Annotated in this window: 20 protein-coding genes and 2 tRNA genes; 11 read left to right on the top strand and 11 right to left on the bottom strand. The window is 67.3% G+C overall.

Features of this window, described 5'->3' with window-relative positions; all coding sequences use genetic code 11:
- Window positions 1-5: 5 nt before the first annotated feature.
- The gene (locus OH809_RS21675; RefSeq protein ID WP_406420820.1) at window positions 6-1,391 is read right to left on the bottom strand and encodes a sensor histidine kinase; all 1,386 of its coding nucleotides are present in this window, start codon (window positions 1,389-1,391) and stop codon (window positions 6-8) included.
- A 144-nt stretch (window positions 1,392-1,535) separates the two neighbouring features.
- Window positions 1,536-1,618: transfer RNA gene (locus OH809_RS21670), tRNA-Leu, on the bottom strand.
- Window positions 1,619-1,935: 317 nt separating this feature from the next.
- On the opposite strand from OH809_RS21670, the gene OH809_RS21665 reads away from it, so the two are divergent.
- The 9 genes from OH809_RS21665 to OH809_RS21625 all read left to right on the top strand — a co-directional run bounded on the left by OH809_RS21665 (window position 1,936) and on the right by OH809_RS21625 (window position 12,670).
- Window positions 1,936-2,808 (top strand): FhaA domain-containing protein, encoded by an 873-nt coding sequence (locus tag OH809_RS21665; protein ID WP_406420821.1) that lies wholly within the window; start codon window positions 1,936-1,938, stop codon window positions 2,806-2,808.
- A gap of 10 nt (window positions 2,809-2,818) precedes the next feature.
- Complete coding sequence (locus OH809_RS21660; protein ID WP_037702017.1) at window positions 2,819-3,334, top strand: FHA domain-containing protein; 516 nt, start codon at window positions 2,819-2,821, stop codon at window positions 3,332-3,334.
- 129 nt (window positions 3,335-3,463) lie between these two features.
- Entirely contained in the window at window positions 3,464-4,981 is a 1,518-nt protein-coding gene (locus OH809_RS21655; protein ID WP_406516270.1) for a Stp1/IreP family PP2C-type Ser/Thr phosphatase, read from the top strand.
- Between the two features lie 23 nt (window positions 4,982-5,004).
- Entirely contained in the window at window positions 5,005-6,417 is a 1,413-nt protein-coding gene (locus tag OH809_RS21650; protein WP_406420822.1) for an FtsW/RodA/SpoVE family cell cycle protein, read from the top strand.
- Window positions 6,414-7,868 carry a peptidoglycan D,D-transpeptidase FtsI family protein gene (locus OH809_RS21645; RefSeq protein WP_406515453.1) on the top strand — a complete coding sequence of 485 codons (1,455 nt, stop codon included), beginning with the start codon at window positions 6,414-6,416 and terminating at the stop codon, window positions 7,866-7,868. The genes OH809_RS21650 and OH809_RS21645 overlap by 4 nt, the downstream gene beginning before the upstream one ends.
- Window positions 7,869-8,035: 167 nt before the next feature.
- Window positions 8,036-10,033: a Stk1 family PASTA domain-containing Ser/Thr kinase gene (gene pknB, locus OH809_RS21640; RefSeq protein WP_406515452.1), complete on the top strand. Its 1,998-nt coding sequence runs from the start codon at window positions 8,036-8,038 to the stop codon at window positions 10,031-10,033.
- 254 nt (window positions 10,034-10,287) lie between these two features.
- Window positions 10,288-11,148, top strand: a complete 861-nt coding sequence (locus OH809_RS21635; RefSeq protein WP_406515451.1) for a restriction endonuclease — start codon at window positions 10,288-10,290, stop codon at window positions 11,146-11,148.
- Window positions 11,112-11,267 carry a restriction endonuclease gene (locus tag OH809_RS21630; protein ID WP_406420826.1) on the top strand — a complete coding sequence of 52 codons (156 nt, stop codon included), beginning with the start codon at window positions 11,112-11,114 and terminating at the stop codon, window positions 11,265-11,267. Before OH809_RS21635 ends, OH809_RS21630 begins: the two co-directional genes overlap by 37 nt.
- Before the next feature lie 338 nt (window positions 11,268-11,605).
- Window positions 11,606-12,670 (top strand): restriction endonuclease, encoded by a 1,065-nt coding sequence (locus OH809_RS21625; protein WP_406515450.1) that lies wholly within the window; start codon window positions 11,606-11,608, stop codon window positions 12,668-12,670.
- 67 nt (window positions 12,671-12,737) lie between these two features.
- On the opposite strand, the gene OH809_RS21620 is transcribed toward OH809_RS21625, so the two are convergent.
- Genes OH809_RS21620 through OH809_RS21595 form a run of 6 tightly spaced genes read right to left on the bottom strand, consistent with a single transcriptional unit; the run spans window position 12,738 to window position 17,224 of the window.
- Window positions 12,738-13,469 (bottom strand): class E sortase, encoded by a 732-nt coding sequence (locus OH809_RS21620; protein ID WP_406420828.1) that lies wholly within the window; start codon window positions 13,467-13,469, stop codon window positions 12,738-12,740.
- 26 nt (window positions 13,470-13,495) lie between these two features.
- Window positions 13,496-14,833, bottom strand: coding sequence for a class E sortase (locus OH809_RS21615; RefSeq protein ID WP_406420829.1), 1,338 nt, complete (start codon window positions 14,831-14,833; stop codon window positions 13,496-13,498).
- Window positions 14,830-15,468, bottom strand: a complete 639-nt coding sequence (locus tag OH809_RS21610; protein ID WP_406420830.1) for an aminodeoxychorismate/anthranilate synthase component II — start codon at window positions 15,466-15,468, stop codon at window positions 14,830-14,832. The genes OH809_RS21615 and OH809_RS21610 overlap by 4 nt, the downstream gene beginning before the upstream one ends.
- The gene (locus OH809_RS21605) at window positions 15,465-15,647 is read right to left on the bottom strand and encodes a hypothetical protein (protein ID WP_037702041.1); all 183 of its coding nucleotides are present in this window, start codon (window positions 15,645-15,647) and stop codon (window positions 15,465-15,467) included. Before OH809_RS21605 ends, OH809_RS21610 begins: the two co-directional genes overlap by 4 nt.
- Window positions 15,648-15,702: 55 nt before the next feature.
- A complete protein-coding gene (locus OH809_RS21600; protein ID WP_406515449.1) occupies window positions 15,703-16,431 on the bottom strand; it encodes a class E sortase in 729 nt (242 codons plus the stop codon).
- A gap of 25 nt (window positions 16,432-16,456) precedes the next feature.
- Complete coding sequence (locus OH809_RS21595; protein WP_406420832.1) at window positions 16,457-17,224, bottom strand: DUF881 domain-containing protein; 768 nt, start codon at window positions 17,222-17,224, stop codon at window positions 16,457-16,459.
- A gap of 141 nt (window positions 17,225-17,365) precedes the next feature.
- Between OH809_RS21595 and crgA the strand changes: the two genes are divergently transcribed.
- Entirely contained in the window at window positions 17,366-17,620 is a 255-nt protein-coding gene (gene crgA, locus OH809_RS21590) for a cell division protein CrgA (RefSeq protein WP_359109441.1), read from the top strand.
- A 287-nt stretch (window positions 17,621-17,907) separates the two neighbouring features.
- Here crgA and OH809_RS21585 read toward each other — a convergent pair whose 3' ends face one another.
- Together OH809_RS21585 and OH809_RS21580 are read right to left on the bottom strand one after the other, a co-directional pair.
- A complete protein-coding gene (locus OH809_RS21585; RefSeq protein ID WP_406425061.1) occupies window positions 17,908-18,807 on the bottom strand; it encodes a rhomboid family intramembrane serine protease in 900 nt (299 codons plus the stop codon).
- Between the two features lie 157 nt (window positions 18,808-18,964).
- Window positions 18,965-19,492, bottom strand: a complete 528-nt coding sequence (locus OH809_RS21580; protein WP_406420833.1) for a peptidylprolyl isomerase — start codon at window positions 19,490-19,492, stop codon at window positions 18,965-18,967.
- A 321-nt stretch (window positions 19,493-19,813) separates the two neighbouring features.
- Between OH809_RS21580 and OH809_RS21575 the strand changes: the two genes are divergently transcribed.
- Window positions 19,814-20,533 (top strand): DUF5324 family protein, encoded by a 720-nt coding sequence (locus tag OH809_RS21575; RefSeq protein ID WP_406425063.1) that lies wholly within the window; start codon window positions 19,814-19,816, stop codon window positions 20,531-20,533.
- An 85-nt stretch (window positions 20,534-20,618) separates the two neighbouring features.
- On the opposite strand, the gene OH809_RS21570 is transcribed toward OH809_RS21575, so the two are convergent.
- A tRNA-Ala gene (locus tag OH809_RS21570) sits at window positions 20,619-20,691 on the bottom strand.
- Between the last annotated feature and the right edge of the window lie 92 nt (window positions 20,692-20,783).

Genomic DNA, 20,783 nt, shown 5'->3' with positions numbered 1-20,783 from the left:
GGACATCAGGACCAGACACCGCGCCCCGGCCGGTTCCTCGGGCCCCGCGCCGTCCAGCCCGGCCGACATGAACGTATCCCCTGCGGGAAGCTGGTCCCGCACCTCGTCCTCCGCCACCCGATCTTGATCGCCCGGTACTGGCTCGGATCGATCATCGCCCTGTCCATCTCTCTCACCAAGAAATACAGGCCGAACCCACCGATCAGCGACACACCGGCCACCCGGAAGCCGCCGCCCTCGGTCCGCCCGGTGTGCACCATGCCGCCGACCAGCCGTGCCCGCTCGTGCAGCCCGGGCAGTCCCTGCCCGCCGCTGACCACCTCACCCACGGTCTGTGCGGGCCGCTGCGGACCACTGACGATCTCGACGACGAAGGAATCCGGCTCATAGCGCAGCTCGACCGTGATGGCCGCGCCCGGTGCGTGCTTGTACGCATTGGTCAGTGCCTCCTGGACGATGCGGTACGCCGCATGGTCCGAGGCAGCCGCGAGCGCCCGGCTCTCCCCCGTACGACGGAGCTCCACAGCGCTGCCGGCGGCCCGCGCCGCCTCCGTCAGCTCATTGATGCCCGCGGTTCCCCGCGCCGCCCGCTGCCCGTCCTCGCCGCCGCGCCCGGGTCCCTCGACGCCGTCCCGAAGAATTCCGACCACTTCCCGCAACTCATGCATGGCATGGACCGAGGCACCGCGCAGCACACCGACCGCCTCGCGCTGCCGAACCGTCAGCTCCGGATCGACCTCCAGCGCCCCCGTATGGACGGAGATCAGCGCGAGTTGGTGACCGAGGCTGTCGTGCATGTCCTGAGCGATCCGCTGGCGCTCCATGAGCCGCGCCTGCCCCACGATCATGGCCCGCTCCCGGATCAGCTGGGCATTGCGCTCCTGGAGGGCGTGCAGCAGGGTCCGGCGCTGCGTCCAGTACCGGCAGGCGAGACCGGGCACGAGCGTCGTCGCCAAAAAGTAGAGGGTGGTGAACAACACCTGGGTCAGCGGCCGCAGCTCCGACCAGGTCATCGCAACGGTCACACCCACGTAGAGGACGTACGAGGTGTTGAACGCCCCCAACGCCCGTCCTGCCCCGGCGATCCGGCGCCCGGAACTCCACGCCACCACCATCAGCAGCAGCGCGAATCCGCCGGAGAGCCCGGCCAGGGCGGACGTCACCACCAGCACGCTCACGGGCAGCCGGCGCCTGAGCAGCGACAGCACCACGACCATGGACGGCACCACCCACAGCCGCAGCTCCCCGCCGCGCAGCAGTTCTTCCGTCCCCGCGGCCAGCAGCCCGAGCACCACGGCCAGCACAGCCTCCCCGGCCGTCCTGCGCCGCGACCACAGCTCCGGCGCCGCACACCACTGCCACCCGGCCCGGAGTTTCGATATCGCGTACACGCCCCGCACCCTAGGCAGCCCTTCGCACACGCGACGCCTTTCTTTCGTTGCGACTGCGCACGACGAAAGTCGCCCCGCCGCCAACCACCTCGTCCGGGAACGAAGAAGCCCCACAGGCCGTTGGCCTGTGGGGCTTCTCTCTTGTGCGCGAGGGGGGATTTGAACCCCCACGTCCCGAAGGACACTGGCACCTGAAGCCAGCGCGTCTGCCGTTCCGCCACTCGCGCATGAGTGGTGCTTTCAGACTCTCCCACCTGTTGGTGCGAGCGCCTGGCGACATCCGGAAGATTAGCACGCTGGACAGGGCGGATTCACATCCGTTGTTTTGCCGAGCGGATGACGGGAAGCGGGAACCCGGAGCGGTCACCCCCACTCCTCCTCAGCACACCGCAGGTGCGGGACACTGTGAGGAGCGGTCACCTCTACGATCCGTGTGAGGGGTGACACTCATCCACTGGGCAGACAAGGGGAACCAGCCGATTTCCCGACGCGTGGATACGATCAGTAAGCAGTACAGGGACGAGAACACCGGAGGAGGTGCCCCATGGGAGTCATGAAGCGTTTCGAGCAGCGTCTCGAAGGTCTGGTCAACGGCACCTTCGCCAAAGTGTTCAAGTCCGAGGTCCAGCCGGTCGAGATCGCGGGTGCCCTCCAGCGCGAGTGCGACAACAACGCAACAATCTGGAACCGCGAGCGGACCGTCGTCCCCAACGACTTCATCGTCGAGCTCAGCGCCCCGGACTACGAGCGTCTGAGCCCGTACTCCGGCCAGCTCGGCGACGAGCTCTCCGGTCTGGTCCGGGACTACGCCAAGCAGCAGCGCTACACCTTCATGGGACCGATCAAGGTTCATCTGGAGAAGGCGGAGGACCTCGACACCGGGCTCTACCGCGTGCGCAGCCGCACCCTCGCTTCGAGTTCCTCGCAGCAGGGCCAGCAGGCTCCCCAGGGCCACCCCGGACAGCCCGGCCCCGGCCCCGGGCGCTCCGCCGCCCCGCAGCCCACCGGCGGTTACGGCTATCCGCCCAGCTCCGTCCCGCCCATGCCCGCGGCCCCGCCGCCGGGCAGCGGCCGTCCCGGAGCACCCACTACCGACCGGCACCCGCCGGCCGCGCCCGGCCCCATGCCGAGCGCGCAGGTACGGCGCTGGATCGAGATCAACGGCACCCGCCATCAGATCTCCCGCCCGACGCTGGTGCTGGGACGCAGCACCGACGCCGACGTGCGGATCGACGACCCCGGCGTATCGCGTCGGCACTGTGAGATCCGGACCGGAACGCCCTCGACGATCCAGGATCTCGGGTCTACCAACGGCATCGTGGTAGACGGGCAGCACACCACCCGCGCTACGCTCCGCGACGGCTCGCGGATCGTCGTGGGCAGTACCACCATCGTTTACCGGCAAGCCGAAGGGTGAAGCGGGGGCAATGTCAGAGCTGACCCTGACGGTCATGCGGCTAGGTTTCCTGGCTGTTCTGTGGCTGTTCGTCATCGTGGCCGTTCAGGTCATCCGCAGCGACCTGTTCGGAACGCGCGTCACGCAGCGCGGCTCACGCCGCAACGCGGGCGACACGCGACCGCAACAGGCACGCCAGACCGCCGCGGCACCGCCGCAGCAACGCCAGCAGCCCGGCCGCCAGCGCCGTGGGGCACCCACAAAGCTGGTCGTCTCCGAGGGCACCCTCACCGGCACCACGGTGGCGCTGCAGGGACAGACCATCACCCTGGGCCGGGCGCACGATTCAACGATCGTGCTGGACGACGACTACGCGTCCAGCAGGCATGCCAGGATCTACCCCGACCGTGACGGCCAGTGGATCGTCGAGGATCTCGGGTCCACCAATGGCACGTATCTCGACCGGACCCGCCTCACCACCCCGACGCCTGTTCCGCTGGGCGCGCCGATCCGGATCGGCAAGACCGTCATCGAGCTGCGGAAGTAGTACGACAATGAGCGAGCGGAGCGAGCGGGCCGCAGCGGTCCGGGCAACGGACCCGGCCGTGCTCCCGACCGGAGGGTGGGCAGTGTGGCGCGAGACCGGCTGTACCCCGAGCCGACGGGCGAGGTGCGCATGAGTCTGTCCCTGCGCTTCGCCGCCGGATCGCACAAGGGCATGATCCGGGAGGGCAACGAGGACTCCGGCTACGCCGGTCCGCGCCTTCTCGCCATCGCCGACGGCATGGGCGGCCAGGCGGCCGGTGAGGTCGCCAGCTCCGAGGTGATCTCCACGCTCGTCCAGCTCGACGACGACGTGCCCGGCTCGGACATCCTCACCTCGCTCGGTACGGCGGTCCAGCGGGCCAACGACCAGCTGCGCATGATGGTCGAGGAGGACCCCCAGCTGGAGGGCATGGGCACCACGCTCACCGCTCTGCTCTGGACCGGTCAGCGCCTCGGTCTGGTCCACGTCGGCGACTCCCGCGCGTACCTGCTGCGTGACGGCGTGCTGACCCAGATCACGCAGGACCACACCTGGGTCCAGCGGCTGGTCGACGAGGGCCGCATCACCGAGGAAGAAGCCACCACCCACCCGCAGCGTTCTCTGCTGATGCGCGCGCTGGGCAGCGGCGACCACGTCGAACCCGACCTCTCCATCCGTGAGGTACGGGCCGGCGACCGCTATCTGATCTGCTCCGACGGGCTCTCCGGCGTCGTCTCGCACCAGACGATGGAGGAGACCCTCGCCAGCTACCAGGGTCCGCAGGAGACGATCCAGGAGCTCATCCAGCTCGCCCTGCGCGGCGGCGGCCCGGACAACATCACCTGCATCGTCGCCGACGTCCTCGACGTCGACAGCAACGACACCCTGGGCGTGCAGCTCAACGACACCCCGGTCATCGTCGGCGCGGTCGCCGAGAACCAGTCCGCCCAGCTGAACGACGGCGACGCCATGACCACCCCGGCCGGCCGGGCGGCCGGTCTCGGCCGCCCCGTCCCGCCGCCCGCGGGCGGCTTCGGCCCGCCCGGAAGCGGTGACGGCCTCGGCTACGGCGAAATGCCGGACGGCTCCTTCGACGCGTACACCGACGACGACTTCGTCAAGCCCGGCGGCGGCCGCAAGTGGCTGAAGCGTTCGTTCTACATCGTGCTCGCGCTGGCCGTCATCGGTGGTGGCGTGTACGGCGGTTACCGCTGGACCCAGAACCAGTTCTTCGTAGGCGCGAAGAGCGACCACGTGGCGCTGTACCGCGGCATCAGCCAGGACCTCGCAGGGGTCTCGCTCTCGAAGGTCGAGAAGGACCACCCCGAGATCGAACTCAAGTACCTCCCGCCCTACCAGCGCAAGCAGGTCGAGGCGACCATCGCCGAGGGCAACCTGGCCGCCGCCCGCGAGAAGATCAGCGAGCTCTCGACCCAGGCGTCCGCCTGCAAGAAGGACGCTCAGCTCCGCGCGGCCGAGGCGGCGAGCAAACCCCGCACCGGCGACGGTGAAGCCGGCGGCACGGGCTCGGACCTCTCGAAGACGTCCACCGGGTCCGGCACCACGTCCACCGCCACCAAGACCAAGCCGACCACAGCGACTCCCACTCCCGGCCCCAGCCTCTCGGAGGAAGAGACGAAGCTGGTCCCGCAGTGCGGTAAGCAGTAAAGCCGTAGGGGGCCTTCAGCACCATGAGCGTTGTCACCAATACGACCACGATCGGCGCGATCGACGCACCGAGCCGTCGCAACACCGAGCTGGGCCTGATGGTCTTCGCCATCGGCATCTCGGTGTTCGCGTACGCCAATGTGGGCCTTGCCATGGACGGCACACTGCCCTCCGGCATGCTCGGATACGGGCTCGGCCTGAGCCTGCTCGGCGGCGTCGCCCACCTCGTGGTGCGCAAGTTCGCTCCGTACGCGGATCCGTTGCTACTACCACTGGCGACCCTGCTCAACGGGCTGGGGCTGGTGCTGATCTGGCGGCTGGACCAGTCGCCGAGGCTGATCTCGCTGGCCAAGCTCCAATACGGTGCTTTCAGCCCCTCTGCCCCCAAGCAGCTGTTGTACTCAGCAGTCGGCGTCGCCCTGTTCGTCGCCGTCCTGCTGGTACTCAAGGACCACCGGATCCTGCAGCGCTACACATACATCTCCATGGCCGTGGCACTGGTCCTGCTGATCCTGCCGATGTTCTTCCCCGCGGTGAACGGCGCCAAGATCTGGATCAGCCTCGGCCCGTTCTCCATCCAGCCGGGCGAGTTCGCAAAGATCATCATCGCGGTCTTCTTCTCTGGCTATCTGATGGTGAAACGCGACGCGCTGGCCCTGGCCAGCCGCCGCTTCATGGGTCTGTACCTGCCCCGCGGCCGCGACCTCGGACCGATCCTCGTGATCTGGGGCCTGTCGATCCTGATCCTGGTCTTCGAGACCGACCTCGGTACGTCTCTGCTCTTCTTCGGCCTGTTCGTGATCATGCTGTACGTCGCCACGGAACGGACCAGTTGGATCGTCTTCGGTCTCCTCATGTCCGCGGCGGGTGCGGTCGGTGTGGCCACGTTCGAGCATCACGTCCAGCAGCGAGTCGACGCCTGGATGGACCCGTTCGCCTGCTACACGACCAACGGGGCCTGCCAGCAGATCGGCGACGCCATCATGTCCTTCGGATCGGGCGGCACCCTCGGCACCGGCTGGGGGCAGGGCAACTCCGACCTGATCGGCTTCGCCGCCAACGCCGACTTCATCCTCTCCACCGTCGGTGAGGAGCTCGGCCTCGCCGGAATGATGGCTGTCCTGCTGATCTACGGTCTGATCGTCGAGCGCGGTGTCCGCACCGCTCTCGCCGCCCGCGACCCGTTCGGGAAGCTCCTCGCGATCGGTCTCTCTGGCGCCTTCGCCATCCAGGTGTTCGTCGTCGCCGGCGGTGTCATGGGTCTCATCCCGCTGACCGGTATGACGATGCCGTTCCTCGCGGCCGGTGGTTCGTCCGTGATCGCCAACTGGGCCCTGATCGGCATCCTGATCCGGATCAGCGACACCGCACGCCGCCCCGCACCGGCCCCCGCCCCGTCCTCCGACGCCGAGATGACCCAGGTGGTCCGACCGTGAACAAGCCCCTGCGCCGGATCGCGATCTTCTGCGGTGTCCTGATCCTCGCCCTGCTCGTGCGGACCAACTATCTCCAGTACGTCCGCGCCGACGAGCTGAACAGCCGCGACGAGAACCGCCGCGTGCGCATCGAGCGGTACGCCCATGAGCGCGGCAACATCATCGTCGACGGCAGCCCGGTGACCAGCTCGGTCGAGACCAAGGGCAGCGACTTCAAGTACAAGCGGGCCTGGAAGAACGGCCCCATGTGGGCGCCCGTCACCGGCTATTCGTCGCAGGCCTTCGACGCCTCGCAGCTCGAAAAGCTCGAGGACGGCATCCTCACGGGCAACGACGACCAGCTCTTCTTCAACCGCACCCTGTCGATGTTCACGGGCGAGAAGAAGCAGGGCGGCAACATCGTCACCACCCTCAACGCCGCCGCTCAGAAGGCCGCCTTCCAGGGGCTTGGCGACAAGAAGGGTGCCGTCGCCGCGCTCGACCCGCAGACCGGCGCCATCCTGGCCCTCGCCAGCACCCCCTCGTACGACCCCTCGACCTTCGCGGGCAACTCCGACGCGGACACCAAGGCCTGGCAGAAGCTCCTGAAGGACAAGGACAAGCCGATGCTCAACCGGGCATTGCGCGAGACCTACCCGCCCGGCTCGACGTTCAAGGTCGTCACCGCCGCCGCTGCCCTGGAGAACGGCCTCTACACCGACATCGACGGCAAGACGGACTCCCCGCTGCCGTACAAGCTTCCGCAGACGACCACCGTCCTGCAGAACGAGGGCAACATCCCGTGCGAGAACGCCTCGCTCCGGGAAGCGCTGCGGATGTCCTGCAACACCGTCTTCGGCAAGATCAGCGACGACCTGGGCAACCAGAAGATGATGGACGAGGCCGCCAAGTTCGGCTTCAACAAGGAGATCTTCACCCCGGTCCGCGCCGACGCGAGTATCTACCCGAAGGACAACCGGCCGCAGAACGCCATGGCGGGCATCGGCCAGGCCTCCAACCGCGCCACCCCGCTCCAGATGGCCATGGTCGCCGCCGCGGTCGCCAACGACGGCAGGCTCATGCAGCCGTACATGGTCGCCAAGCGGCAGGCGCCCAACCTCGACGTGATCTACACCCACGAGAAGGAGGAGCTCAGCCGGCCCCTCTCGGGTGAGAACGCGCAGAAGCTCCAGCAGATGATGGAGACCGTCGTCAAGAGCGGCACGGGAACCAAGGCCCTCATCGACGGCGTCACTGTCGGCGGCAAGACCGGTACCGCCCAGCACGGTCTGAACAACAGCGAGAAGCCGTACGCCTGGTTCATCTCGTACGCGAAGACCAGCAGCGGCTCGCCCGTCGCCGTGGCCGTGGTGGTCGAGGACAGCAGCGCCAACCGGGACGATGTCTCCGGCGGTGGTCTCGCCGCTCCGATCGCCAAGGCCGTGATGGAGGCGGTCATCAACAAGAGGTGACGTCCATCACATCGGGGGCCATACCTGCACATTGGGATACCGGTCAGATATCAGCTCACGGCTGTGGGCCGATCAGGTAGTGCGTGGCCGGTACCGTATGCGCGAGCAGCACACCGCCGGACCACACACCGGTGCGGTCGGGACTGACGGAGAGGGCTGGAACAGTTATGGAAGAGCCGCGTCGCCTCGGCGGCCGGTACGAGCTGGGCTCGGTGCTCGGCCGTGGTGGCATGGCCGAGGTCTACCTCGCGCACGACACCCGGCTCGGCCGCACCGTCGCTGTGAAGACGCTGCGGACCGATCTCGCCCGCGACCCGTCCTTCCAGGCCCGGTTCCGCCGTGAGGCCCAGTCCGCCGCCTCGCTCAATCACCCGGCGATCGTCGCTGTCTACGACACCGGCGAGGACTACGTCGACGGTGTCTCCATCCCGTACATCGTGATGGAGTACGTCGACGGGTCGACGCTCAGAGAACTTCTGCACTCCGGCCGCAAGCTGCTGCCCGAGCGCACCCTCGAAATGACGGTCGGGATCCTCCAGGCGCTGGAGTACTCGCACCGCGCGGGCATCGTCCACCGCGACATCAAGCCGGCGAACGTCATGCTGACGCGCACCGGCCAGGTCAAGGTCATGGACTTCGGTATCGCCCGCGCCATGGGCGACTCCGGTATGACGATGACCCAGACCTCGGCCGTCATCGGCACCGCCCAGTACCTCTCCCCGGAGCAGGCCAAGGGCGAGCAGGTCGATGCGCGCTCCGACCTGTACTCGACCGGCTGTCTGCTCTACGAGCTGCTGACCGTCCGGCCGCCGTTCATCGGTGACTCGCCCGTCGCGGTCGCCTACCAGCACGTACGGGAAGAGCCACAGACCCCCAGCACCTTCGACCCCGAGATCACGCCCGAAATGGACGCGATCGTGTTGAAGGCCCTGGTCAAGGACCCGGACTACCGCTACCAGTCGGCCGACGAGATGCGTGCCGATATCGAGGCCTGCCTCGACGGCCAGCCGGTCGCCGCCACCGCGGCGATGGGCGCGGCCGGTTACGGCGGCTACGACGGGTACGGCAACGACCAGCCCACCACCGCGCTGCGCGCCGCCGACCCGAGCGGCGCCCAGACCTCCATGCTGCCCCCGGTCAATCCGGACGACGGCGGCTACGGAAACGACGAGCGCCCGGACCGCCGCCGCCAGAAGAAGAACAACTACTCGACGATCCTGCTGATCGTCGCGGGTATCCTGGTGCTGATCGGCGCGATCCTGATCGGCAAGGCCGTCTTCGGCGGCGGCAGCGGCGACAACGGCAGGGTCGACGTGCCGAACATGGTCGGTTCGACCGTGGCAGAGGCGAATAATCTCGCGAAGAACGCCGGTGTCATCGTCAAGGTAGGCGCGCGCGAACCGTGCGAGACCCAGGAGAAGAACAAGATCTGCAGCCAGTCACCCAAGGCCGGCACGATGGCGCAGAACGAGGCCGTCACGGTCGTCGTCTCCACCGGTGCGCCGAAGGTCGAGGTCCCAGACGTCACGGAGAAGTCCCAGGAGAACGCCCGCAAGATCCTGGAGGACAAGGGCTTCTCGGTGAAGGTCGTCACGACCGAATCGTCCACCGCGAATCCCGACACCGTACTCGACCAGAGCCCCAAGGGCGGCGCGAAGGCCGAACGGGATTCCGAGGTCAAGATCACGGTCGCCAAGCAGGCCACAGCGCCCCTGCCGGACGTCCGCGGGCGGACCATCGACCAGGCACTGGCCCAGCTCAACGGCAACGGCTTCACCAAGGTCTCTCAGACGCCGGAGGATTCGACCGAACCGGCGGGTACGGTCATCGACCAGAGCCCGGCCGGCCCGAGCCAGCAGCCGAAGGATGTCCAGATCGTCCTGAAGGTCTCCAAGGGCCCGACGCAGCCGGCGACGGTCCCGGTCCCCGACGTCAGGGGTAAGACGGTCGCCGAGGCCAGGCAGAAGCTGAATGAGGCGGGCTTCACGAACATCAAGTTCACGCAAGACAGCTCTCAGGACGACAAGGCCCGGGTCATCAACATCGATCCGCAGCCGGACACCCCGGCAGACCCGGCAACCACCGTCATCACCCTCACCGCAATGGATGACAAGGGAAACGGGAACGGCAATATCTTCGGCGGTCCGTCGGGTTCACAGAACTGACACCGCACAGCACGAACGCGAAGGGCCCCGGTCACCGAAACGGTGACCGGGGCCCTTTGCTGTACTTGCCGCGATGCCTCCGCCTGACATACCGCACATGCAGCCGTAAACCGATCGTGTCTTCATATGTGCTGATTCGTTGAATCGATTGGGCGGGGTATCGAGCCCTTCCCTCTCTTCTGCACACATAGGAGGTCAGGAGCATGATCAACGAAGCAGCTCTGCTGGAGTCGAGGTCACTGCGCGATGGCGTGGTGGACCGGACGCACGTCATCGACAAGGTCAAGACCTTGTCTCTTCTTCCGGACGGCATGCACGTGACGACGGCGATGGTCGCCACGTACTTCGAGGTAACCGAAACCGCCATTCGGGCCATGGTGTTCGACCATCGTGAAGAGCTCGAAAGCAACGGCTATCGCGTCCTCACTGGATCGGAACTGAGTTACTTCAAGCAACTCAGTGGGATCCAGTCACGCACGGCGTCGCTTGCACTCTTCCCCCGGCGAGCTGTCCTCGACGTCGCCATGCTCCTCCGGGACAGTGAAGTCGCACGTCAGGTGCGAACATACCTGCTCGACGTGGAGTACATGGCACGGATTCAGCCTGTGGATAACTCTGTCCACAGGGGACCGGATTCCCTCGACGACCACATCGACCGACGCATCACCCACATCCTCGGCAAGACCATCGTCCCCATGTTCAACGCCCTCATCGAGGCCTCCGGCGAGCACCGCAAGGAGCTGATCTCGCTCCGGGACGACGTTGAGAAGGTCGAGCGGAAGCTCTGCAACCACCACCAAAGGCTCAGGCACCTTGAGCACGCCCAGGGCCCGCGCCCGTACACCGGAATCATGGCGTCCATCGACGCCATGAACTGGCGGGAGTTCGAGCATCACGTCGCCGTCCTGCTTCGCCGCGACGGCTGCACCGACGTCGTGGTGCACGGCGGCCCCGGCGACCGTGGAGTGGACGTCACCGCACTGGCCGCGGACGGCCGCAGTGTCGTCGTGCAGTGCAAGAACTTCCCCCTTACCGTCCGGTCTGGAGTGGCGAAGTGCAGAAGTTCCTGGGCGCCTCCATGGTCCAGCACCGGGCAGACGTGGCTCTCTTCGTAGCGACCACCTCCTTCACACCCGATGCACGCGCCATAGCCGAGACCCACGGCATCACGGTCGTGGACCGAGGCCACCTCGAGAAGTGGAGCGCCGGGGTACCGCTCCCGGTCCTGCAGTAGCCGACTGAGAGACCAGCGGACGCAGAGAGGCCCGAAGCCGCAAGAGAAAGTTGCGGCTTCGGGCCTTCGCCATCCTAGGGTCAGCTCAGCTCCGCCGGCTTCGTCTTCGGCGGCCCATCCGGCTCACAGCGCTGGCCGCGAGCCGAACCGCCCATCGAGCCCCGGCACCGCAACGGTGGCCGGGGCTCTTCGCTGTGCGCGCCGCGATGCCTGCCACCCCGGCATACCGCACATGTAGTCGTAAAGCGATCGTGTCTTCATATGTACTGATTCGTTGATCAGGTGGGGCGGGGCACCAGACTCCGGCTGCACCGACGGCTACGCGGAGGGCCAAGAGCATGATCAATGAAGTCGTACTGGTGGAATCACAGGCGCTGCGTCAGAGCCTCACGGAGCGGACGGAGGCACTCGACCGAGTCAAAGCGCTGTCCCTGCTGCCGGACGGTATGCACGTCACCACCGCCATGGTCGCTGCCTACTTCGAGGTGGCGGAAACAGTCATCAACAACCTCCTCAGCCGTCATCGGGGGGAGCTCGAATCGAACGGCCTGAGGGTGATCCGGGGTGCTGAGCTGCAGAAATTTAAGGAACTCACCCTGAGTTCCTATCCGCGGAGTTATCCACAGCCCCGTTCGAGCATGGCTCTCTGGCCCCGGCGGACCGTCCTGAACGTCGCCATGCTGCTCCGGGACAGTGAGGTGGCACGCCGCGTCCGTACGTACCTGCTCGACGTCGAGCACACCTCCCGGACGCACCCGGTCGTAGATACCCCGCGACGTGACAGCGAAGCCGAATCACTCGACGCCCGCATCACGCGACTCAGCGAAGAGAGCTTCACCCGCCTCCTCGGCACCGCGGTCGTGCCCATACTGAACGCCCTCATCGAGACGTCCTGCGAGCAGCAGCGAGAACTCATCAGCCTCCGCGAGAACGTCCAGCAGATCGAGCGGCGCCTCGTCCGGCACGACATCCAGCTGCGTCGTCTTCAGCGCGCGCAAGAGCAGCGTCCCCTCGCCGGAGTCATGGCCGCCATCGACACCATGAACTGGCGGGAGTTCGAGCAGCACATCGCCGGACTGCTGCGCCGTGACGACTGCACCGGCGTCGAGGTCCACGGCGGGAGCGGCGACCGCGGGGCCGACATCACCGGGTACACCGCCGACGGGCGCCGACTGGTCGTCCAGTGCAAGAACTTCGCCCCGTACCGCTCGGTGTGGAGCGGCGAGATGCAGAAGTTCGTCGGCACCAAGACGCTGCACCGGGCGGACGTGGCCGTCTACATGGCGACCTGCCCGTTCTCCCGCGAGGCGCTCGACATCGCGATGCAGGTCGGCGTCACCGCCGTGCACCGCGGCCTGCTGGAGGCCTGGAGCGCGGGCGCGAAGCTGCAGGTGCTCAAATAGGCCAGGACAGCAGAAGGCCCGAAGCCGCAAAAGGAAGTTACGGCTTCGGGCCTTCGCCATCCTAGGGTCAGCGCAGCTCTGCCGGGACCGTACGATCCTTATCGACCTTCTCCGTACGCACCAGCTCGCCCCACACGATGTAGCGGTACTTCGACGTGTAGACCGGCGTGCAGGTCGTCAGTGTGATGTAGCGGCCGGGCTTCTTCACGCCGGACTCCTCGGGGACCGGCTGGAGCACCTTGACGTTGTACTTCGACGTCTCGGGGAGCTCCTTGTAGACCTTGTAGACGTACCAGGTGTCCTTGGTCTCGAAGACGACGGCGTCGCCGGTCTTCACCTTGTCGATGTTGTGGAACTTCGCCCCGTGCCCGTCGCGGTGCGCCGCCAGCGTGAAGTTGCCCTGCTTGTCCCAGGGGAGAGCCGACTTCACCGGGTCCGTGTAGTAGCCGGCGATACCGTCGTTGAGGTTCTTGGTGTCGGTGCCCTTCTTGACGAGCACCTCGCCGTTCTTCATCGCGGGTACGTGCAGGAAACCGATGCCGTCCTTGGTGTCGAGGGCCCCGGGTCCCTCGTCCCAGCGGTCGCGAACGGTGTGGCCCTGCTTCTCGGCCTCGCGGTCGGCGAGCACATTCGTCCACCACAGGGAGTAGACGACGAAGAGGCCCAGCACCAGGCCCGCGGTGATCAGCAGCTCGCCGAAGACGCTGACCGCGGTCGCAACGAGATGGCGGTCCCTGCTCCGCACCGGAGGCGTGGACTCGTCGGTCTGCTCGTCCTGCTGCTGGGTCCTCGCTGCCACCGCACCCGTCCCTGTCGTGATGTAGTTCAGCCGACGAGCGCGTCGGGCTTTCCCTTGCTGCGCGGCCGTTCGTCGATCATCTTGCCCCAGACGATCAGCCGGTACGTACTTGTGAATTCAGGCGTGCAGGTCGTCAGAGTGATGTAGCGGCCGGGCTTGGTGAAGCCCGAACCGGGCGGCACCGGGGTGATCACCGAGACATTGGACGGGGACGTCTGAGGAAGGACACTGGTCATCTCGTACGTGTAGTACGCATCCTGCGTCTCGACCACGATCGGGTCACCCTTGCGCAGCCGGTTGATGTAGCGGAACGGTTCGCCATGGGTGTTCCGGTGACCGGCCAGCGCGAAGTTGCCCTGCGCGGCCGACGGCATCGCCGTCTTGAGCGCGCCCTGGCCGTAGTGACCGACCATGCCGCGGTCCAGGACCTTCTCCTTGCTGATGCCCTCGGCGATCGGGGCGACCACATCCAGCTTCGGGATGTGAATGATGGCGAAGCCCTGCCCCGGCTCGAACACCCCGGGCTTGCGGCCCTTCTCCCAGCCGTCCTGAATCTTGTGCGTCTCTTTCCCGGCGATCTGGTCGGCACGCACATTCGTCCACCACAGCTGGTACGTGACGAACAGCAGCATCAGCACGCCGAGCGAGATGAACAGCTCGCCGACGACCCGGCTGGCGATCACGGCCGGGCTGTCCTTGGCCGCACGGGCGGCCCGCCGTGCCTCGACGCGGGACAGCGGACGCCCCTCAGGCGTCGCCGCCGACCGGGTCTCCGGCTGCGGCTCGCCGTGCCGGCGGCCACGCCCCTTGGCGGCGCGCCGACGCTCGGCCCGGCCTCCGGCAGGCGGTTCCGGGCGCGCTTCGAGTTCCGTGGTCTCCGGACCGGGATCCTGAGCCGCGGCAGGCTCCGTGCCGTACTCCGGCTCTGCTTGCGGTGCCGGAGCCGTCATCGCCCGCTCGGCCGGGCGCCGGGTGTCCGCCGTCCGGAGACCGATCGTCTCGTCGTTGCGGGGGAGCGGCGGCGCGGGTGGAGGCGCCGCGACAGGCTCCTGCTGCCCGTACCAGTCCCGTTCGTACCCCTCGGGGTCGTACCACTCGCGCGGCGTCCCCTGAGGCCCCTGTGCCCCCTGTGACGCCTGCGCCTGGCCTTCCGACTGCCGGCCCTGCGCCGCCCCGGTGTCCGCCGTCACCGCCGGAATGCTCTCCGCCCGGAACCACGGCGAGGCGTGCTGCCCCGGCAGCGGATCGTTCAGCGGGTCCGCCAGCTGGTCGACTGCCGCCTCGAACGCGCCCGTGGCCTCGTACGCGCGTTGCTCGTACGGGCCTTCCTCACCGGCGTCGTGCTCGGGGCGGAGTGCGGTCACGCGACAGCCTTGCCCACCACCGGCGCGAGCCCCTCCGACCTCGCGACGGCTCCCGTATCACCGCACCGCACCAGCCAGTTGGCCAGCATCAGATGGCCGTACTCGGTCAGGACCGACTCCGGATGGAACTGCACACCCTCCACCGGCAGTTCGCGGTGGCGCAGCCCCATGATGATGCCGTCGGCCGTGCGCGCCGTGACCTCCAACTCCTGCGGGATCGTCTCCGGTTCGGCGGCGAGCGAGTGGTAGCGGGTCGCGGTGAACGGGGACGGCAGCCCGGCGAAAACGCCCTTGCCCTCGTGCGTCACCGGCGACGTCTTGCCGTGCAGCAGCTCGGGGGCGCGGTCCACCACACCGCCGTACGCCACGGCCATCGACTGCATGCCGAGGCAGACGCCGAAGACCGGGACGCCGGTCGCCGCGCAATGGCGCACCATCTCGACGCAGACGCCCGCATGCTCCGGGGTGCCGGGGCCGGGCGAGAGCAGAACGCCGTCGAAGCCGTCCTGGGCGTGTGCCGTGGTCACCTCGTCGTTGCGCAGGACCTCGCACTCGGCGCCGAGCTGGTAGAGGTACTGGACGAGGTTGAAGACGAAGCTGTCGTAGTTGTCGACGACAAGGATGCGGGCGCTCACTGGCCGGCCCCCGTTCCGCTCGTGCCGTCGACCGTCACGTCGCCGAACGGAAGCAGCGGCTCGGCCCACGGGAAGACGTACTGGAAAAGCACATAGACGACGGCGAGTGCCAGTACGAGCGAGATGAGCCCGCGCACCCACGCATTGCCCGGCAGATGCCGCCAGATCCAGCCGTACATGCTGTCCCTCCATTCGGTACGGGACCAGACTAAAGGGCCGGGGCAGGGGCGTGGGTCAGCTGTGGAAAGCTGCCGGCTTGCCGTCCGTCACAGGCTGCGTCGCGTCGAGATGCGCCCAGACGATGAGCCGGTGGCTGCTGCCCCATTCGGGATCGCAGGTGGTCAGTGTCAGATAGCGGCCGGGCCCGTCGAAGCCGGACTTGCGGGGGACGGCGTCGATGACACCGGTGTCGCTCGGCACGGTGCGGTACGGCTTCTTCTCGATGCGGTACGTGAACCATATCGTCCCGTCCGTCAGCACCACCGCGTCGCCGCGGCGCAGCGTCGGGAAGTCCTTGAAGGGATCCCCGTAAGTGCGACGGTGCCCGGCCACCGCGAAATTGCCGACGCCGCCGAGGGGGGCGGTTCCGCGGTAGTGGCCGAGCCCCTTCTGCAAGGTTTTGACCTCGGTGTTCTCCAGGACGGGCCACTCCCAGCCCTTGCCTAAGCGGGGGATGTACAGCATCGCGAACGGCTTCCCGTCCCGGTAGGCGGAGGGGGCCGGTGATGGCGTGGGTGCGGACGACGGCGAGGCCGAGGGCGACGGCGTGCCTGTCGCGTTCGGCCCGGGTACGGACACGGCCCCCTGCGCCCACTGGCTCTGCAGGGTGTCGATCTGCCCCTCGGTGGCACCAGCGGCCTTCACCCCGGTCCAGAACAGCACGTACACCACAAAAAGGATGATCAAAGCGCCCGCGGTGATGCACATTTCGCTGAAGGTCCTGACGATCAGTCGCACCGACACCGGTCGGCCTCCCCGGAACTGCTCGCTACTTCACCGGCTTCGCATAGTGGAGATCCACTGTGCCCGAGTAGCCGGGAAGAGTCACCGCCCCGTGCTCGTCGACTTTCCAGCCGAGCCCGTACGCCTTCACATACAGCAGGTAGTTCCGGATCGAGGAGGAGTTGTCCAGGGCCTTCTTGAGCCGGTCGGGGTCGCCGACCGCGGTGATCTTGTACGGCGGCGAGTAGACCCGGCCCTGGAGAATCAGCGTGTTGCCGACGCAGCGCACCGCGCTGGTGGAGATCAGCCGCTGGTCCATGACCTGGATGCCGCGGGCACCGCCCTGCCAGAGAGCGTTGACGACGGCCTGTAGATCCTGCTGGTGGATGACCAGGTCGTTGGGTTGCGGGTCGGGGTAGCCGGGGTTCGCGGTGGCGTTCGGCGGGGCGTCGTCGAGCGTGACGGCGACGGCCCGGCCGGAGAGCTTCTTGGTGCCCGCGGCCCGCTCCAGCGCCTTGAGCTTGACGTCCTCCGCCTTGGTGCTGCCGTCGTCGCGCTGGGCAAGGGCATCGATGTCCTCGCGCACGGACGCGTTGGAGCCGTCGAGCCCCGCGTTCTTCTCGCTGCGCTGTTGAATGAGGTCGGAGAGCTTCAGCAGCGACGAGTCGGTGCGGATGTTGGTGCCCTTGGCCGTGTTGGCGCTGGTGACGAAGATCAGCCCGGCAAGGGCGAAAACGGCAGCGGTGAGCACTCGGACCGGGTGCCGGACGGTGCGCCGGACCGGTCCTTGGGGAGAGTCGGCAGAATTGCTCAACGTACCCTTATCTCCTTCGGCGCCACGGAAGCACTACGCTAACGGACGTCCGGGGGAGGCAGCATTCCCCCTCGCGCCGCGCCCCGGCGCCAGCCACAGTTCCCTGCGCGGTCACGCAGCGCATCGACAGGAGAGTTCCTCGTGCCGAAGTCACGTATCCGCAAGAAGGCCGACTTCACGCCGCCTCCGGCGAAGCAGGCAACCAACATAAAGCTGACCAACCGCAGTTGGGTGGCGCCGGTGATGCTGGCGTTCTTCCTGATCGGTCTGGCCTGGATCGTCGTGTTCTACGTGACCGACGGCGATCTGCCCATCAAGACGCTGGGTAACTGGAACATCGTCGTGGGCTTCGGCTTCATCGCCGGTGGCTTCGGCGTCTCCACGCAGTGGAAGTAGCCGGACAGCACCCGTAGGACCACAGCCGGCCCCGGTACCGCAACCCTTGCCCTGAGTTACCCACAGCGTTATCCACAGGCGGGGGAAAAGGTCAGACGATCTGTGGATAACTCCCCGGCTGTTGACGCCGGTGTGACTGCAGTCTCCCCTGTCGAGGGGTGGCACGCCCCTTGTCTCCGCTGGAAAAACCCAGCTCAGCGACAAGGGGCACAGTTGTACCCACAGAATGCACAAGATCGTGCACCTGCTGTGGACAACTGCCGGAGAAGCCCCCCTGGCGCCTGCGATCAGGTCAGTGCGGCAGTTCTGGCAACCACGACGAGGACCACCGCCACCAGGACCAGCGCACAGGTGCCGTACTGCACCAGCGTCCGCCGTTCACGCGGTGCGTGCACCATGGCGATGGCGATCAGCGTGCCGGCGATCAGACCGCCGACATGCGCCTGCCAGGCGATTCCGCCCCAGGGGTTGAACGTGAAGAGCAGGTTCAGCGCGAGGAGCACGAGGACCGGCCGCATGTCGTAGTTCAGCCGACGCATGAGCACGGCGGTGGCGCCCAGCAGACCGAAGATGGCACCGGAGGCACCGAGCGAGCCCTGGTTCGGTGCGGCAAGCCAATAGGTGAGCGCGCTGCCCGCCAGGCCGGAGAGCAGGTAGAGCGCGAGGTAGCGGGCACGGCCGAGCGCCGCCTCCAGGGGACCGCCGAGCCACCACAGTCCCAGCATGTTGAACGCGATGTGCCAAACCTCCTGGTGCAGGAACATCGACGTCACCAACCGGTACCACTGGCCCTCCGCGACCCCTTCCAGCGGACCGCCCTCGTAGAAGGTGGCCCGTCCCAGCAGTGTCAGGTCGTCGAGCAGTGACACCTTCACATGTACCGCGATGAACAGGACGACATTGAGGGCGAGCAGGATCTTGGTGACCAGCCGCGGGTCGGCGGCGACGGTGCCGCCGGCCAGGGTGCGCGGCTGATTGGCAGCCGGGCCGTGCCCCGTACCTGAGCCCTGGCGGACGCAGCCCGGGCACTGGAAGCCGACCGAGGCGCTGACCATGCACTCGGTGCAGATCGGACGGTCGCAGCGCGTGCAGCGGATCCCCGTCTCACGGCCCGGGTGGCGGTAGCAGCTCAATGGGCCGCGGGCATCGGCGGACTGTTCCCGGGCGCCGGGCGGCTGCTCGTCCATCGGTCCCATCACTTGCTGGCCCCCTCGGGTCACGTCGTGGGCGACAGCGCGCATGGTGCCGCCCTGCTCGTCCGCTATGTAACCAAGTACGGACAAGCAGGGCGGTTGGTTCCCGAGATGGCCGATCAGAGAGTGATCCCACCGTAACCACAGGCAATCATCGGGTCTCGACGACGACCGACTCGATCACCACATCCTGCACCGGGCGGTCGGTGCGCGCGTTGGTCCGGGTGCTCGCGATGGCGTCCACGACCTTCTTGCTGGCCTCGTCCGTCACCTCACCGAAGATGGTGTGCTTGCCGGTCAGCCACGCGGTGGGCGAGACGGTCACGAAGAACTGCGAGCCGTTGGTGCCCGGGCCGGCGTTGGCCATGGCCAGAAGGTACGGCTTGTTGAAACTGAGGTCCGGGTGGAACTCGTCACCGAACTCGTAGCCCGGGCCGCCGGTGCCGTTGCCCAGCGGGTCCCCGCCCTGGATCATGAAGCCGCTGATGACCCGGTGGAAGACGGTCCCGTCGTACAGCCTGTCCGTGGACTTCTTGCCGGTCGCGGGGTGGGTCCACTCCCGCTCGCCCGTGGCGAGCTCGACGAAGTTCTTGACCGTCTTGGGCGCGTGGTTCGGCAGAAGCCGGATCTCGATGTCGCCTTGGCTGGTCTTCAAGGTGGCGTAAAGCTGCTCGGCCACGATCTGCCTTCCGTAAGTCTTCGCTGACGTCCACCGATCCTCGCACGGACCGTCCGTCGCACGGCCTTCCTGCGGCTCCCCACAGGAACAAAAGAGGCCAAGTGCGTGACGAACCGGCGCGTGCTGAACCGAACCGTGGCATTGTCATCGGCAAGCTCCCCTTGCACCACATTGCTCACAAACATCGCTTATGACTGTTTTGCATGACCGTCTCTCATGCCCCGGATGCCCGCCCCACATGCCGCACACGCCATCGCGGGGCATGATTTCGAAATGGGTGGAAAGGCGGAGTACCTACCCGCCACCAAGGAGGAGGATCCCGTGACCCGCATCGACAGCGTGCGCGCCGCAACCGACTCGGCGAAGGAAAGCGTGCAGCACGCCGCGGAAGTGGTGGCGCCCTACGCCGACTCGGCCAAGGACCAGGCGGCACACTATGCGCACGAGGCCCGTACGCGGCTCGCGCCGAGGGTGTCGAAGGCAGCCCAGCAGGCCCGCGTCCAGTACGACGCCCATCTCGCACCACGTATCGAACTGGCTCGCGCGCATGTGCCCCCCAAGGTCGACGAGGCCGCCCAGCGCGCCACGCTCCGCACCCGTCAGGCAGCCAGAAGCGCCGCGGCATACACCGTGCCCCGCGTCGAGCAGGCGATGGCCGCCGCCCAGCCCGTCGCCGGGGAAGCCGCGGCCCGCAGCGCCGCGGCACTGGCCGCACTGCGCGGGCAGGTCACGGCGAAGGAGATCAAGAAGCTGGCCAGAAAGCATGAGCGGCGGGCCAAGGCCGGGCGCGCGCTCAAGGTCGTGGCCGTGGTCTCCGTCCTGGCAGTCGGCGCCTACGCCGCGTGGCGGTGGTGGGATAAGCAGGCCAATCCGGACTGGCTGGTCGAGCCCCCCGCCCCCACGGAGGTCGCCGACCGTACGCCGCTGACCTCGGTCGACGGCAGCGGGCCGACGGCTGTGGACCCCGAGGTCCGCGCCAAGCAGGCCGATTCGGACAAGACGGACGAGGTGGACGGCACCGACCTCGACGACGGCCGCTGAGCCGCCACAGCCGCGCCGCCCACGGCAGACACCACAAGAGAGCCCCTCCGACCTGCGTTTCCGCAGATCGGAGGGGCTCTTGACGTGGAGCCTAGGAGATTCGAACTCCTGACATCTGCCTTGCAAAGGCAGCGCTCTACCAACTGAGCTAAGGCCCCGAAAAAGAGGACAGCACCAGACACATCAGCGTCTTGGTCACCGCCGCAGACCAGACTACCGGGTGACCCCCTGAATCTTCCAAAAAGATGGG

Source organism: Streptomyces sp. NBC_00873 (genome assembly GCF_045207415.1).
In the GTDB taxonomy this organism is placed as follows: domain Bacteria; phylum Actinomycetota; class Actinomycetes; order Streptomycetales; family Streptomycetaceae; genus Streptomyces.
Note: the sequence above shows the minus strand (reverse complement) of the source record. Positions and strands in the feature narration are given on the sequence as shown.

What these genes read in the sequence shown, in the direction of transcription:
- OH809_RS21665 (WP_406420821.1), top strand. Translation starts at nt 1,936, where the DNA reads ATGGGAGTCATGAAGCGTTTCGAGCAGCGTCTCGAAGGTCTGGTCAAC.
- OH809_RS21660 (WP_037702017.1), top strand. Translation starts at nt 2,819, where the DNA reads ATGTCAGAGCTGACCCTGACGGTCATGCGGCTAGGTTTCCTGGCTGTT.
- OH809_RS21655 (WP_406516270.1), top strand. Translation starts at nt 3,464, where the DNA reads ATGAGTCTGTCCCTGCGCTTCGCCGCCGGATCGCACAAGGGCATGATC.
- OH809_RS21650 (WP_406420822.1), top strand. Translation starts at nt 5,005, where the DNA reads ATGAGCGTTGTCACCAATACGACCACGATCGGCGCGATCGACGCACCG.
- pknB (WP_406515452.1), top strand. Translation starts at nt 8,036, where the DNA reads ATGGAAGAGCCGCGTCGCCTCGGCGGCCGGTACGAGCTGGGCTCGGTG.
- OH809_RS21630 (WP_406420826.1), top strand. Translation starts at nt 11,112, where the DNA reads ATGGTCCAGCACCGGGCAGACGTGGCTCTCTTCGTAGCGACCACCTCC.
- OH809_RS21625 (WP_406515450.1), top strand. Translation starts at nt 11,606, where the DNA reads ATGATCAATGAAGTCGTACTGGTGGAATCACAGGCGCTGCGTCAGAGC.
- OH809_RS21605 (WP_037702041.1), bottom strand. Translation starts at nt 15,647, where the DNA reads ATGTACGGCTGGATCTGGCGGCATCTGCCGGGCAATGCGTGGGTGCGC.
- OH809_RS21585 (WP_406425061.1), bottom strand. Translation starts at nt 18,807, where the DNA reads ATGGACGAGCAGCCGCCCGGCGCCCGGGAACAGTCCGCCGATGCCCGC.